Raw genomic sequence first — 14,343 nt, forward strand, 5'->3', positions numbered from 1 at the left:
CTCCCGCGGCCGCAGTTCACTGCGGTCCGGCGGCAGTGCGCCATGCGTATATACAAGGACACGTTCGACGCCGGCCTCCACCCATGCTTCTTGGGCCGGGGTGGGCGCGGGCGCACGTGGTCTACGTCCTTACAATCCCTAGATCCAGATGTGTCAGTGCCGCAGGGTCCCTGCTCGAGAACTGCAGCACGGACGTGTCCGCCCGGGCGCGGTCTGGCCGTGCGGAGTCCGGGTTCGCCGGTGAGGGCTGCAGATGTGCCGGATTCGGTGCAACGGTGTTGCGTTCCACCTTGGCTTTGTCCCGTCCGGGTACGCACTTGGGGGAACCCGGTGCGGTGGACTGCACGGCGGAACTCTGAGCCGTGGCGGACTGCACGGTGGAACTCCGGGCCGTGGGGGAAGTCACTGTGGCGGGGGAGGCCTGTGCTCCCGTGCAGCCAATGACTACAAGTGCGAATGCTGCGAACGCCAGCAGGAGTGCGTGGGTGAGGAGACGGAAGCTAGGGCTTGTGCCTCGCATCCGTTGTCCTTTCACCCGTGGTGCCTACCTGGGCCGGTCATGGCACATTTTGCCTACTATACGTCAGCTGCCTGTTGCCCAGTCGGGGGAAGGGGCGCAGGAAAGCCGGCTTGCGGCGTGGTTCTCTCCTGCATGGAGAGAAATTCGTCCGCCGGGACCGTGAACAGCAGGGTAACAATGAGTGTCATGTCACGGTGCGGACTTTTAAGATCCGCGGCAAATCAACGATTTTTTGCGCTCCATGGTGCATCGCCAGGTCCTGCGTGATGTACCTCTCAGGAAATACTGGCATTCCCGCAATAGATATGTATACTTGGACGTAGTTGTAGTGTTGCGTTTTTTGTAGTTGAAGCGGCGACACCCCTTCGGGGGGACCGTCGCTTTTCTGGAGAAGCGGACTTACACCGTAAATCGGAGGCCCGAAGGTCGGGCGGAATCTCCAACTTCAGAAGGAAATAGAAATAATGGCTACAGGTACCGTCAAATGGTTCAACGCTGAAAAGGGCTTCGGCTTCATCTCTCCGGATGACCAGAGCCAGGATGTTTTCGCGCATTACTCCGCGATCAACTCCTCGGGCTACCGCTCCCTCGAAGAGAACCAGAAGGTCTCTTTCGATGTTGAGCAGGGTCCGAAGGGTCCTCAGGCAGTAAACATCCAGGCTATCTAATTTCTAAAGAAACCGTGCGGGCAACCGCGCACCTTCTTTAGTCTTTACAGGCTGGAGCGAATAGGGTCCCGGAATCCGGGGCCCTATTCGTGGTTAACCACCCTATTGCCTGCGACTTCCACCCACGACGCCGCCCACGACTGCGCTCCCACGTCCCGAACAAACCCCTTGCCGGAAGCTGTGTCCGAAGGGCATCGGCGCTTCTCACAGGCGCAGCGGGCTCGGTGTGACACCATAGAAGACGATGAATACCAAAGCTGCCCGCAGCCAACGCGCCGGACTTCCCATGCCGCTGGGCTTGCAGGGAGCCTTCGAGGCTACCCAAGTCTTTGTCATTTCCGGGTTGGTGGTGGTGATTCCCGTGGCTGCCGTCTGGTTCTCCGGCGGTTTCGCCGAGCAGAGCGCATCAGTTATGGCCCGGCTTGCCGGTCAAATATGGCTGGCCATCCACGGGGTGCCCTTGCACCTGACCGTGACCACGGGCCCCAGCTCTGACTCCGTACAAACAGGGGTGTTCAGCTTCTTGCCCGTGGGACTGGTCCTGATCCCCTTCTTCCTGTCCTGGCGAGCAGGGCGCAGGCTTGCTCGGGCCTCCTACACCGACCAGTTGTGGCAGCCCCTGCTCGGTGCCATTGTGGTGTACGGCGGTGCCGGACTGGCCACAGGGTTTGTCTGCAGCACCCCCGACGTGCAGGCTGGGCTGCTGTCGAGCATGCTCCTTCCCCTGGGCACGGCAGCCCTCGGGCTAATTATTGGCGCTAGGCTCGAGGCCGGTTCGTGGGGCCGGCTCATCGGTGTCAACGCCGCCGACTGGATTTCCAAAACCAGCCAGGACCAGCGTTGGGCGGGGTCCTACGCCTGGACAGTGGTCCGCTCCGGTTTCCTTGCCGTGGTGGCGTCCTTGTCATTGGCCTCATTCCTGTTGGCGGTGAACATTGCGGTGCGCTGGGCAGACATCGTCAGCGTGTACCAGGGCCTTAAGGCAGGCGCCGTGGGCGGTGCCGTGTTGACATTGGCCCAGCTGGGCTACGCGCCGAACCTGGCGGCCTGGGCTCTGGCCTGGTCCAGCGGGGCCGGGTTTTCCTTGGGTGTCGGATCCTCAGTGAGCCCGCTTGAAACAGCTGTGGCGCCCGTCCCGGCCATTCCCCTCTTGGCCGCCCTGCCGGCTGGGAACCTGAGCTGGGGATTTGCCGCCCTGATCATTCCCGTCATCGGCGGACTGCTCGCTGGCTGGTGGTTTGTGCGTGCGGGGGAGAACCATTTTGACGAGTGGCTCTCCTTGAAAATTCGCCTTCGCTGGCTCTCCCTGCCCCTGTCGACACTGGTCCTGGGCGCCATAGTGGGCGCTGTTGGGGCAGTTGTCGCCGGGGCCCTCTTCTGGCTTTCCAGCGGTTCCATTGGCTTGGGTCGGTTGACTCAAATCGGGCCGGACCCCCTCGTTGCGGCACTGTGGGTGGGGGCGGAAGTCGGCATCGGCGTCGTACTTGGCGCGTTGCTGGCGCCGTGGATTGAACAGGACAAGGCCGCAACGCCGTTGCTGCGACGCGGCGAATAGTGTGCGTTCGGATGTGCACTAAAATTGTGGCCATGCGCATAGTTGTTTTAGTCTCCGGGACCGGCTCCAATTTGCAGGCAGTGATCGACGCCGTCGCCTCAGGTGGGCTGGGCGTGGAGATCGCCGCCGTGGGCGCGGACCGCCCCGGGACCTTCGGCGTGGAGCGGTCCGCCGCCGCCGGGCTTGAAACGTTTGTGGTGAATTTTAACGACTTCGCCACCCGTGCACAGTGGGACGCGGCGTTGCTTGAGGCGGTGGCCGCGTACAGTCCCGATTACGTGGTTTCCAGCGGGTTCATGCGCATCGTTGCCCCGTCCTTCATCGACGCGTTTGCCGGACGCTACGTCAACACGCACCCGGCACTGTTGCCGTCCTTCCCGGGCGCCCACGGCGTGCGCGACGCCATGGCCTACGGGGTGAAGGTGACCGGCTGCACCGTTCACTTTGCCGACGCCGGCGTGGACACGGGCCCCATCATCGCCCAAACCCCCGTGGCGGTGCTGCCCGGCGACACCGAGGAAACCCTCCACGAGCGCATCAAGGTTGCCGAACGTGAGCTGCTCATCACGGTGCTGGGCGAGCTCGCCCGCCCCTGAATCGGGCTGTCCTTAGAGTTCGACGGCGGGGGCCTGCTTGGAGTGCTTCCCGTCCAGTGCCCAGGTGGAGACCTTTCCTAGCAGCCAGCCCAGAATGATGGAGGCGACGATCGCAACGATCACGGCCGTCTGGGTGGAGATGCCTGGCCAGAACCGGGTGGCAATTCCCACGCCCACCGAGTACAGCGACCACACCAACGCCGAAATCAGGGAATAGGCCGCAAAACTGCGCAACGAGAACCCGGCCACGGTGGCGGCAACGTTGGAGGAGAGCCGGCCCAGCGGGATGAACCGGGACGTCAGCATGAACATGAAGGGCCGCTCCTGCAGCCTGCGGGTGCCGGCATCCACCGCGCGCTGGCGTCGCGGGCCGCGCGTGCTGCCCCATTTCGTGTGGCCAAACAGTTTTGTCAGCCAATAAGTGGCAAGGTCCCCTGCCAGTGCCCCGGCCATCATGGCCGCCACCAACAGCAGGGCCTTGGGACCGCCGTCGAGCCCGGCCACGGCGCCCAGGGCAACAAACACCGTGGTGCTGGGGATCGGTGGGATCAGGGCGGAGAGCATGAGAAAGATTGCGCCCACGGGGTAGATCCAGAGGGTGCCCAGGATTGCTGAGGAGTCGGACGCCAAATCCATGTAGTGCCTTTTCGAAAGTGGAAGGTCAGTGGCGGCACTTAGTGGTTCCGTCATCCCAATCCTACGGGGCGTACGCCGTAGCCCAGGCTGCGGTTACTTGCGGGCCCGGCCAAACACCAAGGAGGCGAGGGCGGTGGCGGCGGTGACGGTGTACACGGCAGGCCAGGCACCCATCTTTTTAGCCAAGGGGTGTGAGGCGCCAAACGCCAGCACATAGGTGGCGGTCAGGGCCACGGCGGTGCCAGTTCCCGCGTTCTTCTTCCAACCCACAAACGCTGCCGCGCCGGCTGCCGCGAGCACGGCGCCGCCCAGCTGGCGGTTCTTGGTGACGCGGGCGCTCTGATAGCCGCCCAGCAAACCGGCGGTGGACAGGACGGTGGGCAGCAAGGCACTCATGGTTTTCCTTCAGGTAGTTGATTGGATGATGCCCACGCTAGCGAGTCAAAATGGGTGAGCGCTGGGAGGACTCAGGGTGACGCGGCGGCTATTGCAGCGTGGCACCCTTGGTTTCCGGGGCGGCGACCGCCATCCAGAGCACGGCCAGCAGAACCAGTGCGCCGGTCAGTGCAAACGTCAACGGGAGCCCCAGGACAGGCCAAAGCAGGGAGCCGAAAATCAGTGGCACCAGTCCCGCACCCACCCGGGAAACGGTGGAGGCCCAGCCAAATCCGGTGGCCCGCAAGTGTGTCGGGTACAGCTCCGAAACATAGGTGTACAGCACAGGGATGGCCACTTGGATGACAAAGCCAAACACCAGCAACCAGATCTGCGCGGTCAACGGGGCATCCAGGACCAGGGCAAAGATGACCAGGGACAAGGCGGCCAGTGGGCCTGTGATGGCAAGGATCCACTTCCGCCCCACCCGCTCCACCAGTAGTGCCGCGGCCACCACGCCCAGCAGTCCGATGCCCGTCATTGCGGCCGTGGCCATGAACGCCTTGTTTTCCGCATACCCGGTTGCCACCAGAATGGAAGGCATCCACGTCAGTGCCCCGTAATACACCAGCAAAATGGTCAGGAACAAGGACCAGGCGATGCCGGTGATACGCCAGTTGAAGCGCCACAGCCCGGCCAGTTGATCGGTGACCTTGCCCAGGGAAAGCTTGGGGGCGTCGGCCGGCTCCGGGAGTTTCCAAGGCCCCACCTCGGCGCCGGTGCGGCGGATCAGCTCATCGATGACCTTCTTGGCCTCCATCGGTCGGCCGGCCCGGACCAGGTACAGCGGTGACTCCGGCACCCCCACCCTTACCCAAAACACCAACAGGGCCGGCAACACCATGACCAGCATCAGGTAGCGCCAGTCGTTTAGGGTGGCCATCAGCACGGCCGACACCACCCCGCACAGTGTCGCTCCGATGGGCCACCAGGCATCCATGGCTGTGAGCACCCGTCCCCGGTGCTTGCGCGGGGTGAACTCGCCCACCAGGGCGTAGTCCACGGGGATGCAGCCGCCCAGGCCAAAGCCGGCCAAGAAGCGGAAGATGCAAAACATGCTCAGGTCATTGGACGTCGCGCCCAGCACCGTAAAGAGGGAGAAGATCAGCAGGGTCAGTGTGAACGCCTTCTTGCGTCCAATCACGTCCGCGATGGAACCCCACGCGAACGCGCCCACGGCCATGCCAATGAGGTTTGCTGTGCCAATCCAGGCCGCCTGCCCCGGCTCCAGACCCCATTCCTTGGACAGCAGCGGGATGAGGAAACCGTTCAGTGTCACATCCCAGGCGTCGAACATGAAACCGAGCCCGCCGATGAGAAAGATGCTGCCCTGCACACGCCACCGCCACGGCAACTCCTGGACCACCACATCGCCGGTCAACATCGTCGCATTGGTGCTCATGGTGCCTTCCTCTGGTTCAAGATCAAGCTCCAGAATAAACGACGTCGGACACTGCCTTGCGCAATCTCGTTGCGTCATCGCCGGCCCGGCTGGGGGACACCCGGTTGCTCAGCAGTACAACCGTGAGATTTTCCCGCCTGTCGACCAGCAAGGAGGTGCCCGTGAAGCCGCCGTGGCCGCGTGCATGGGTTCCCCGGGAGCCCATCCACGGCTGCTGGTTGATCCGCACGCCCAACCCCTGCCCCAAACCTGGATCATTCGGGTTGAAATGCTGGCCCAGCAGTTCCGGCAGCTGGCGCCGCCACATCTGTGCAGCCATGACGGGGGAAAGGATGCCGGTTAGCCCTGTCCTCAGGGCCTCACCAAAAATGCTTAGCCCGGCCGCCGTGGCAAACATGCCGGCGTTTCCGCTTAGTCCGCCCAACGACCACGCCGCCTCGTCGTGCACAATTCCTTGGATGAGACCGCGGCCATATTCGGGCTGGTACTCGGTGGGGGCGCAACGTTCCACCTGCGGGGTGCCGGTGAGGCCGTCCGTGGCGAGCCTGTCCAACACCATGGCCTGGACAAGAGCAGGCCATGGCTGCCCGCTCACCGCTTCAGCCAGTACCATGACGGTGTTGAACCCCGTACACGAATACTCGAAACGGGTCCCGGGTGGGGCCTCCAGCGCCGTGTCCAGCAGATCCTCTAGCAGCAGCGCACGGTCGAAGGCGCGCCCTTCGTCCAGAGCCCGTTGCCAGCCGGACCATTCCGACGGCAGACCGGAGGTGTGGGTGAGCAGCTGCCGCAACGTCACACCGGCCTTGGCGCCCTGACTGTACGCCGGCAGCACCTGCCCCACGGGTTCCTCGAGGGTCAGCAAACCGGCGTCCACGAGGGCCAGCGCCGTGACCGTGCTGAACAGCTTGGTCACAGACGCCAAGTCAAAAAACGTGTCCGAGGTGGCGGCACCGGCTGTGATGATGGGCAGCGCTTCGCCCCCTAGTACGACGGCGCAGCCCACCGCAGGTGCGAGCCCGTCAGTGACGGCGAGGTCTAGGAGGCGCCGGATAGCTGGTCCCACGTGTCGGCGATTTGGCGCCATGGCTGAGTCCCGTCGTCGAACTTTAAGGGGTGCCGGCGCTGATGGCGGCCGGCAGGAAACCGTGGTTTTGCTCCAGCAGGGCCGCGGCAGCGTTGGCGGGGATCCCCGCCATAATCGCCAGGATCGCCGCTTTGACGTGACCGTCGGTCTCGAGGAGTGTGTTGGCGGCGGTGCCTGCGTCGCAGCCGGTGGCCCGCATCAGGGTGCGTTCGCTGCGAGCCCGCAGCTTGTCGTTGGTGGCGCGCAGGTCAACCATGAAGTTCTTATAGGTCTTGCCTAGGCGAACCATGACGATGGTGCTGATCATGTTGAGGACCAGTTTTTGGCAGGTGCCAGACTTCAGCCTGGTTGAACCGGTGAGGAACTCGGGGCCTACCTCAATCTCCAAGGAAGTGTGCGCGGCTGCACCCAGTGGGGAGTTGTTGTTGCATGAGAAGCCGACGGTGAAGGCGCCTCGGGCCCGGGCAGCGTTGATGGCGGCGATCACGTACGGCGTGCGGCCCGAGGCGGCGATGCCGATCACGGAGTCGTTGCCGTTGAGATTAAGGGCCGCCATGTCGGCTGCGCCGGCGGCCTCGCTATCCTCGGCGTTTTCCACCGCCTGGTTGACTGCCTTGGTGCCGCCGGCGATGACCCCCACCACCAGTGACGGGTCGGTGCCGAAGGTAGGAGGACATTCGCTGGCGTCCAGGATGCCCATACGGCCGGGGGTGCCGGCGCCCACATAGATGAGCCGGCCGCCGTCGTGCATGCGCCGGGCAATCTCATCGATGATGCCGGCAATGGTGGGCAGCGCCGTCTCAATGGCGGAGGGCACCAGTGCGTCCTCGCTGTTCATGGCCGCCACCAGCTCCCCGGTATTAAGGGCGCCCAGGTCCGGGTATCGGCTGTTGGAGGACTCGGTGGTGAGGGTGCCCAGTTCGGTGCGAATGGCGGCAATGGACTCAGAAGTGGACAACGTGGTGGCCTTTCGTCGGTGGGACGTTCGGTGGGACGTTCGGTGGGGCGTCCGGGTTGGGCAACGCGGCAATTACGGTGTCAGCAGGCGCACCACAGCGGCGGCGCTGACCCGGCTAAAGCCGTGGCAGTGGATGGTTGCCAGTGCCGTGGCGGACGGCGTGCCAGCGGCGGGTGCCAGCCCGGCGTTGATGCACACGGCGTGCGGGGCCACCGCGGCCACAGCAGCCAGGGTAGCCCGCTGTTCCGGGCTCGACAGGCAGTCGACAAGCACCAGCACAGGTTCGCCCAAGGACTCCTCTGTGCCCGCCAGCTCCGCCAGGGCTTGAGCGTCAACGGCGGCCGCGGCCACCTCCTGAACCTCGTGCCAGTCCATCAGGGCCGAGGCGAGGAAATTTTCGGTGGGCCCGGCGGCCATGTTGTGGCCCGTCCTGGCGTCGATCAGGGTAACCACGGCCTCCGAGTCGGTAAGGACTGCCGCGCCCTGATCCACGCGGCAGGCCCGGGCAGCGACCTCAACCCAGTCCGGCTCCGTCACGGGGAGGGGCGCGGCCGGTTCCTGCTGGGACCACTGCACAAACGTTGCCACCCGTGCGCCCGCCCGGCGCAGCACCTCCACGGGCAAGCGACCCGACTCCGCGGCCGCCAGCAAGGCGTCATACACCTCCGTGTAGCAGGACGCGTCGTCCCGGCCGGAGGTGTAAGCGTTCAGCGGGTTGCCCACGCACAACAGGTCCGAGCCCGCCAGCAGGGCCAGCACGCCGCCTTCGCCCGGGCCCACCGTGGCCCGCACGGCGGCCATGTCCAGGGCGTCGGTGATCAGCAGCCCGTCGAAGCCCATGTCGCGCAGCAGCGCCCCCGCCAGCGGATTCAGCGTCGCGGGGGCCTCACCCAGTTCCGGGATGATGATGTGGGCGCTCATCATGGCGGCGACGCCGGCATCCGCGGCGGCCTGGAACGGGGGCAGGTGGTGTTCGCGCATGTCCGCCATGGAAAGCTCCACCCGGGCCGCATCCATGTGTGAATCGGCCACGGTGTCCCCGTGTCCGGGGAAGTGCTTGGCGCAGGCACCGACCCGCATCGCCTGAATGCCTTGGACAGCGGCCACCGTATGGGCGCTGACCAGCGCCGTGTCGGCGCCGAACGCCCGGACACCGATGACGGGATTGAGCGGGTTTGTGTTCACATCCGCCACCGGCGCAATGGTCAGGTTCACCCCCGCCTCCCTGCACAGGCGCCCGATCGCACGGCCCGCAGCGGCCGTCGTCGACAGTTCATCCAGTGCCCCCAAAACCGCGGCGCCGGGGATGCTGGAGCCCTCGCGGGCCTGCAGGCGGGTGACATTTCCGCCCTCCTCATCGACCCCAATCACGGCGTTGGGGTTGGCGGCACGGATCCCGGCGGACAGTGCAGCCACCTGGCCGGGCGCGTCCGGGTCAATGTTGTGGGCAAAATATACGACGCCGGCTAAACCGTTTTTGAGGGCGCCCGCCAACCAGCCAGGTACCGTCGTTCCCACAAATCCGGGCAAAATAACGGCGTTGACCAGCCCGCGCAGCTCGGCGGCGGTTGTGGGGGAGTGGTTCAGATCACGTGTGCTCATGCATGAAATCCTACCGGCGTGGAAGTGTCCTAAACTTTATATGTCGCCATTACCGAGCTACCTACGGAGAATTTCTGTGACCAGCGTTCCGCTTAACCGTGTTCCCATCCGCCGGGCTTTGATCTCGGTCTATGACAAGACCGGTTTGGAGGAGCTCGCCATCGGCCTGCACGCCGCCGGTGTTGCCATTGTTTCCACCGGCTCCACAGCCGCCAAGATTGCCGCGGCCGGCGTTCCCGTAACCGAAGTTTCCGAGGTAACAGGTTTCCCCGAAGCTCTGGACGGCCGTGTCAAGACTTTGCACCCGCTGGTCCACGCCGGCATCCTGGCCGACCGCCGCCTGCCGGACCACGTGCGCCAGCTCGAAGAGATGAACGTTGAGCCCTTCGACCTGGTGGTGGTGAACCTGTACCCGTTCGTGGACACCGTCAATTCCGGTGCCAGCCAGGACGCCGTGGTTGAGCAGATCGACATTGGCGGCCCCTCCATGGTGCGCGCCGCAGCCAAGAACCACCCCTCCGTTGCCGTGGTTGTTGACCCGGCCAAGTACGGCGAGGTCATTGCCGCTGCTGCCGCCGGCGGCTTTGAGCTCGTGGCCCGCCAGCGCCTGGCCGCCGCCGCGTTCGCCCACACCGCTGCCTACGACAACGCCGTGGCTGCGTGGACTTCCGCGCAGTTCCTGGACGTTGACGGTGACGGAATCATCGACTGGCCCTCCTACGCCGGCTACTCCCTGGAACGCTCGGAAGTGTTGCGCTACGGCGAAAACCCGCACCAGCAGGCAGCCCTGTACGTGGACAAGGCCGCCCCGGCAGGTATTGCCCAGGCCGACCAGCTGCACGGCAAAGCTATGAGCTACAACAACTTCGTCGACGCGGACGCCGCCTTGCGCGCCGCCTTCGACTTTGCCGAACCCGCCGTGGCCGTGGTCAAGCACGCCAACCCTTGCGGTGTGGCGGTAGCCTCCCCGGACGCCGTCGACCCCATCGCCGACGCCCACGCCAAGGCCCATGCCTGCGACCCACTCTCCGCTTTCGGCGGCGTCATTGCGGCTAACCGCACCGTCACCGCCGCCATGGCCCGCACCGTTGCAGGGATCTTTACCGAAGTTGTCATTGCCCCCGACTTCGAGCCCGAAGCCGTACAGATCCTGTCCGCGAAGAAGAACATCCGCCTGCTGGCCCTGCCGGAGGGCTACGGACGCTACCCGGCCGAGGTTCGCCAGGTCTCCGGCGGCATGCTGGTGCAGATGGCCGACAAGATCGACGCCGATGGAGACAACCCGGCCAACTGGACGCTCGCCGCCGGCCCTGCCGCCGATGCCGCCACACTTGCGGATCTCGCCTTCGCCTGGACCGCTGTCCGTGCCGCCAAGTCCAACGCGATCCTGCTCGCCAATAACGGTGCCGCCGTGGGTATTGGTATGGGCCAGGTCAACCGCGTGGATTCCTGTAAGCTCGCCGTCGAACGCGCCAACACCCTGGGCGTTTCGGTTGAGTCTGACGTTGACGCTGCTGGCGGAGCCTCGGGTGCCACCGGCGTTTCGGTGCTGCGCTCCATCGGGGCCGTGGCCTCCTCGGATGCGTTCTTCCCCTTCGCCGACGGCCTGGCAATCCTGCTCGACGCCGGCGTTCGCGCCGTGGTTCAGCCCGGCGGTTCCGTCCGCGACGACGAGGTCATTGCCGCGGCAAACGCTGCCGGCATCACCATGTACTTCACCGGTGCGCGCCACTTCTTCCACTAGAAGTCCTGAGCCCTAGTACGACGGCGGCGGGTCACCTTTCATGTCAAAGGTGACCCGCCGCCGTCGTACTGTGCACAAACGCCGTATCACCGGGTCAGGCGACGTTGGGCGAAAATGCGCCAGAAGGTGATGTGGTGTTACTGGGCCGGGCCGGGAATCCGGGCGCCCAACTCCGTATCAAGGCGCAGCAGGCCGTTGCCGTCCTCGCCGATCAGCTTCACGCGGCCAATGATCTCGGCCACGGTGGCCTCCTCTTCCAACTGTTCGCTGACAAACCAGTTCAGCAGTGGGATCGAGTCGATGTCCCCCTCGGCCTGGGCCATCCGGTACAGGGCGCGGATGGACTCTGACACCTTCTGCTCATGCGCCAGCGAGGCCTTGAAAGCATCCAGGACGGTGCTGATCTCCAACCCCGGGGCCGGTATGGCCGCAATCCGGGGGTGGGCGTCTCGGTCGCTCATGTGGGTGATGAACTTCTGGGCGTGCACCAGTTCCTCGTCGGACTGCGCCAGGAACCATCGTGAAATTCCGGGCAGATTTTGGACGTCCATTTCAATGGACAGCTGGCGGTAGACAACGGCCGCCTCGATTTCCATGGTCACTTGGTCGTTGATGGCTTGTTCCAATTTTCCGGTGAGTTTCATGGTTCCACGCTAGCGCAGACGGGCCCCGCTGTCAGACATTTGGGCCGGCCGGGCCGCCGCCCGCGCTGCCCACCGGCGCTGACTGACCGGTCACAAACCCTCCCCCGGCCAGGGCCGATAGCGGGCAAATGCGCCCCCTCGGGTAGGTTGGAGGGGAAAGAAAACAAAAGCAGTTGAGCAGATATCCGCTGAATTTTCGTAGGAGACGCCTCACCCATGGCAAAGATTATCTACACCCACACCGACGAAGCGCCCATGTTGGCGACCTATTCATTGCTCCCGATCGTTGAGGCCTTCGCCTCCACGGCAGGCGTTGACATCGAGACTCGCGACATTTCGCTGTCCGCCCGCATCATCTCCGTCTTTGGCGACTACCTCGCCGAGGACCAGCGCATCGCAGACGCACTCGCCGAACTCGGCGCACTGGCCAAGGATCCCGACGCCAACATCGTCAAGCTGCCCAACGTCAGCGCCTCCATCCCTCAGCTCAAGACGGCCATCGCCGAACTACAAGGCCAGGGCTACGCGCTTCCGAGCTACCCGGATGACCCCTCCACTGACGAGGAAAAAAACGTTCGCGCCCGCTACGACAAGATCAAGGGCAGCGCCGTGAACCCGGTGCTGCGCGAAGGCAACTCGGACCGCCGTGCGCCCCTGTCAGTGAAGAATTACGCCCGCGCCAACCCGCACACCATGGGCGCCTGGTCCGCTGACTCCAAGACCAATGTCGCCACCATGAGCAACGGCGACTTCCGCCACAACGAGAAGTCCGTGGTCATCGCCGCCGATTGCATGATCAAGATCCAGTTTGTTGCCGCCGACGGCACGGTCACAGTGTTGAAGGACGCCTTCGCAGTGCTGGCAGATGAGGTCGTGGACGGCACCGTCATGCGTGCTGCCGCCCTGGATGAGTTCCTCACCGCCCAGGTGGCCCGCGCCAAGGCAGAAGGCGTCCTGCTCTCCGCGCACCTGAAGGCCACCATGATGAAGGTCTCGGACCCCATCATCTTCGGCCACGTCGTCAAGGCGTACTTCCCGGAACTGTTCGCCAACTACGGCGACGCACTGGCCGCCGCCGGCCTGAGCCCGGCCAACGGCCTGGCGTCCATCCTCAACGGCCTGGACGCCCTGCCTGCAGAGGTTCGCGAGGGCATCGAAGCCGCCATCAAGAAGGGATACGACGACGGTCCCGCCTTGGCAATGGTCGATTCCGATAAGGGCATCACCAACCTGCACGTACCCTCCGACGTGATCGTGGACGCCTCCATGCCGGCCATGATCCGCACCTCCGGCCACATGTGGGGCGCGGACAACCAGGAGCATGACACCCTGGCCGTCCTGCCGGACAGCAGCTACGCCGGCGTCTACCAGGTGACCATTGATGACTGCCGCAAGCACGGCGCGTTCGATCCGACCACCATGGGCACCGTCCCGAACGTGGGCCTCATGGCCCAGGCCGCCGAGGAATACGGCAGCCACGACAAGACCTTCGAGCTCAGCGAAGCCGGCACCGTGCAGATCGTCAACAGCGCCGGCGAGGTCCTGATCGAGCACAACGTCGACACCGGTGACATTTGGCGCGCCTGCCAGGTCAAGGACATCCCCGTCCGCGACTGGGTCAAGCTGGCGGTCACCCGTGCCCGCGCCTCCATGACTCCGGCCATATTCTGGCTGGATGAGACGCGCGCCCACGACGCGAATTTGATCACCAAGGTCACCGAATACTTGAAGGACTACGACACGCAGGGCCTGGACATTCGCATCATGTCCCCGGAAGAGGCAACCGCCTTCACCCTGGAGCGCATCCGCCGCGGCGAAGACACCATCTCCGTCACCGGCAACGTGCTCCGCGACTACCTCACGGACCTGTTCCCGATCCTGGAACTGGGCACCAGCGCCAAGATGCTCTCGATCGTGCCGCTAATCGCCGGAGGAGGCTTGTTTGAGACCGGCGCCGGTGGTTCTGCCCCGAAGCATGTGCAGCAGTTGATCAAGGAAAACCACCTCCGTTGGGATTCCCTAGGAGAGTTCCTGGCCCTGGCCGTGAGCTTCGAGCACCTTGCCGTCACCAAGGGCAACGCCCGCGCGCAGATCCTTGCCGACACCCTGGACCGCGCCACCGGTACGTTCCTGTTGGAGAACAAGTCCCCCAAGCGCAGGGTCGGCGAGATCGACAACCGCGGCAGCCACTTCCATCTCGCCAAGTTCTGGGCACAGGAATTGGCCGCCCAGAACGACGACGCGCAGCTGGCTACGGCGTTTGCCTCCGTGGCCAAGGAGCTCACTGACAACGAGGATGTCATCATTGGTGAGCTCGCCGCTGTTCAGGGCTCCCCGGTCGACCTGGGCGGCTACTACCACCCGGATGAGGCCAAAGTTGCCGCCATCATGCGCCCGTCGGTGACGCTGAACAAGATTATCGCCACACTGTAAGCTACGCGATATCGAAAGCCCGCCTCCCACAGGAGGCGGGCTTTTTCGTGACCGGGTGTGCCG

At 64.6% G+C, this 14,343-nt stretch carries 13 protein-coding genes; 5 read left to right on the forward strand and 8 right to left on the reverse strand.

Annotated features, from left to right (window positions below):
- Positions 1-121 precede the first annotated feature (121 nt).
- The gene (locus AOC05_RS02125; protein WP_062005280.1) at positions 122-520 is read right to left on the reverse strand and encodes a hypothetical protein; all 399 of its coding nucleotides are present in this window, start codon (positions 518-520) and stop codon (positions 122-124) included.
- A 464-nt stretch (positions 521-984) separates the two neighbouring features.
- On the opposite strand from AOC05_RS02125, the gene AOC05_RS02130 reads away from it, so the two are divergent.
- The 3 genes from AOC05_RS02130 to purN all read left to right on the forward strand — a co-directional run bounded on the left by AOC05_RS02130 (position 985) and on the right by purN (position 3,339).
- Positions 985-1,188 (forward strand): cold-shock protein, encoded by a 204-nt coding sequence (locus tag AOC05_RS02130; RefSeq protein WP_038467205.1) that lies wholly within the window; start codon positions 985-987, stop codon positions 1,186-1,188.
- A 244-nt stretch (positions 1,189-1,432) separates the two neighbouring features.
- Positions 1,433-2,743, forward strand: a complete 1,311-nt coding sequence (locus AOC05_RS02135; protein ID WP_062005282.1) for a DUF6350 family protein — start codon at positions 1,433-1,435, stop codon at positions 2,741-2,743.
- Positions 2,744-2,775: 32 nt separating this feature from the next.
- Positions 2,776-3,339, forward strand: a complete 564-nt coding sequence (purN, locus tag AOC05_RS02140) for a phosphoribosylglycinamide formyltransferase (RefSeq protein WP_062005284.1) — start codon at positions 2,776-2,778, stop codon at positions 3,337-3,339.
- A gap of 12 nt (positions 3,340-3,351) precedes the next feature.
- Here the strand turns inward: purN and AOC05_RS02145 are convergent, their stop codons facing one another.
- From AOC05_RS02145 to AOC05_RS02170, 6 genes are all read right to left on the reverse strand, one after another.
- Positions 3,352-3,975, reverse strand: a complete 624-nt coding sequence (locus tag AOC05_RS02145; protein WP_062005286.1) for a DedA family protein — start codon at positions 3,973-3,975, stop codon at positions 3,352-3,354.
- A gap of 93 nt (positions 3,976-4,068) precedes the next feature.
- Positions 4,069-4,371: a hypothetical protein gene (locus AOC05_RS02150; RefSeq protein WP_062005288.1), complete on the reverse strand. Its 303-nt coding sequence runs from the start codon at positions 4,369-4,371 to the stop codon at positions 4,069-4,071.
- An 88-nt stretch (positions 4,372-4,459) separates the two neighbouring features.
- Positions 4,460-5,812, reverse strand: a complete 1,353-nt coding sequence (locus tag AOC05_RS02155; RefSeq protein ID WP_062005291.1) for an MFS transporter — start codon at positions 5,810-5,812, stop codon at positions 4,460-4,462.
- Positions 5,813-5,834: 22 nt separating this feature from the next.
- Positions 5,835-6,899: a serine hydrolase domain-containing protein gene (locus AOC05_RS02160; RefSeq protein ID WP_082357689.1), complete on the reverse strand. Its 1,065-nt coding sequence runs from the start codon at positions 6,897-6,899 to the stop codon at positions 5,835-5,837.
- A gap of 22 nt (positions 6,900-6,921) precedes the next feature.
- Positions 6,922-7,857 carry an N-acetylmuramic acid 6-phosphate etherase gene (murQ, locus tag AOC05_RS02165; RefSeq protein WP_062005295.1) on the reverse strand — a complete coding sequence of 312 codons (936 nt, stop codon included), beginning with the start codon at positions 7,855-7,857 and terminating at the stop codon, positions 6,922-6,924.
- A 72-nt stretch (positions 7,858-7,929) separates the two neighbouring features.
- The gene (locus AOC05_RS02170; protein ID WP_062005297.1) at positions 7,930-9,459 is read right to left on the reverse strand and encodes a glycoside hydrolase family 3 protein; all 1,530 of its coding nucleotides are present in this window, start codon (positions 9,457-9,459) and stop codon (positions 7,930-7,932) included.
- Between the two features lie 76 nt (positions 9,460-9,535).
- On the opposite strand from AOC05_RS02170, the gene purH reads away from it, so the two are divergent.
- Positions 9,536-11,203, forward strand: a complete 1,668-nt coding sequence (purH, locus tag AOC05_RS02175; RefSeq protein ID WP_230085516.1) for a bifunctional phosphoribosylaminoimidazolecarboxamide formyltransferase/IMP cyclohydrolase — start codon at positions 9,536-9,538, stop codon at positions 11,201-11,203.
- A gap of 137 nt (positions 11,204-11,340) precedes the next feature.
- On the opposite strand, the gene AOC05_RS02180 is transcribed toward purH, so the two are convergent.
- A complete protein-coding gene (locus AOC05_RS02180; protein WP_062005301.1) occupies positions 11,341-11,847 on the reverse strand; it encodes a ferritin in 507 nt (168 codons plus the stop codon).
- Positions 11,848-12,063: 216 nt separating this feature from the next.
- On the opposite strand from AOC05_RS02180, the gene AOC05_RS02185 reads away from it, so the two are divergent.
- Positions 12,064-14,280, forward strand: a complete 2,217-nt coding sequence (locus tag AOC05_RS02185) for an NADP-dependent isocitrate dehydrogenase (RefSeq protein ID WP_062005303.1) — start codon at positions 12,064-12,066, stop codon at positions 14,278-14,280.
- Positions 14,281-14,343 lie beyond the last annotated feature (63 nt).

The sequence above is a fragment of the Arthrobacter alpinus genome (assembly GCF_001294625.1).
Lineage (GTDB): Bacteria > Actinomycetota > Actinomycetes > Actinomycetales > Micrococcaceae > Specibacter > Specibacter alpinus_A.

Excerpts from the sequence above, each read along its gene's own strand:
- AOC05_RS02185 (WP_062005303.1), top strand. The coding sequence starts at position 12,064 with ATGGCAAAGATTATCTACACCCACACCGACGAAGCGCCCATGTTGGCG.
- AOC05_RS02150 (WP_062005288.1), bottom strand. The coding sequence starts at position 4,371 with ATGAGTGCCTTGCTGCCCACCGTCCTGTCCACCGCCGGTTTGCTGGGC.
- purN (WP_062005284.1), top strand. The coding sequence starts at position 2,776 with ATGCGCATAGTTGTTTTAGTCTCCGGGACCGGCTCCAATTTGCAGGCA.
- AOC05_RS02170 (WP_062005297.1), bottom strand. The coding sequence starts at position 9,459 with ATGAGCACACGTGATCTGAACCACTCCCCCACAACCGCCGCCGAGCTG.
- AOC05_RS02135 (WP_062005282.1), top strand. The coding sequence starts at position 1,433 with ATGAATACCAAAGCTGCCCGCAGCCAACGCGCCGGACTTCCCATGCCG.
- AOC05_RS02130 (WP_038467205.1), top strand. The coding sequence starts at position 985 with ATGGCTACAGGTACCGTCAAATGGTTCAACGCTGAAAAGGGCTTCGGC.
- AOC05_RS02125 (WP_062005280.1), bottom strand. The coding sequence starts at position 520 with ATGCGAGGCACAAGCCCTAGCTTCCGTCTCCTCACCCACGCACTCCTG.
- AOC05_RS02145 (WP_062005286.1), bottom strand. The coding sequence starts at position 3,975 with ATGGATTTGGCGTCCGACTCCTCAGCAATCCTGGGCACCCTCTGGATC.
- AOC05_RS02155 (WP_062005291.1), bottom strand. The coding sequence starts at position 5,812 with ATGAGCACCAATGCGACGATGTTGACCGGCGATGTGGTGGTCCAGGAG.
- AOC05_RS02180 (WP_062005301.1), bottom strand. The coding sequence starts at position 11,847 with ATGAAACTCACCGGAAAATTGGAACAAGCCATCAACGACCAAGTGACC.
- AOC05_RS02160 (WP_082357689.1), bottom strand. The coding sequence starts at position 6,899 with ATGGCGCCAAATCGCCGACACGTGGGACCAGCTATCCGGCGCCTCCTA.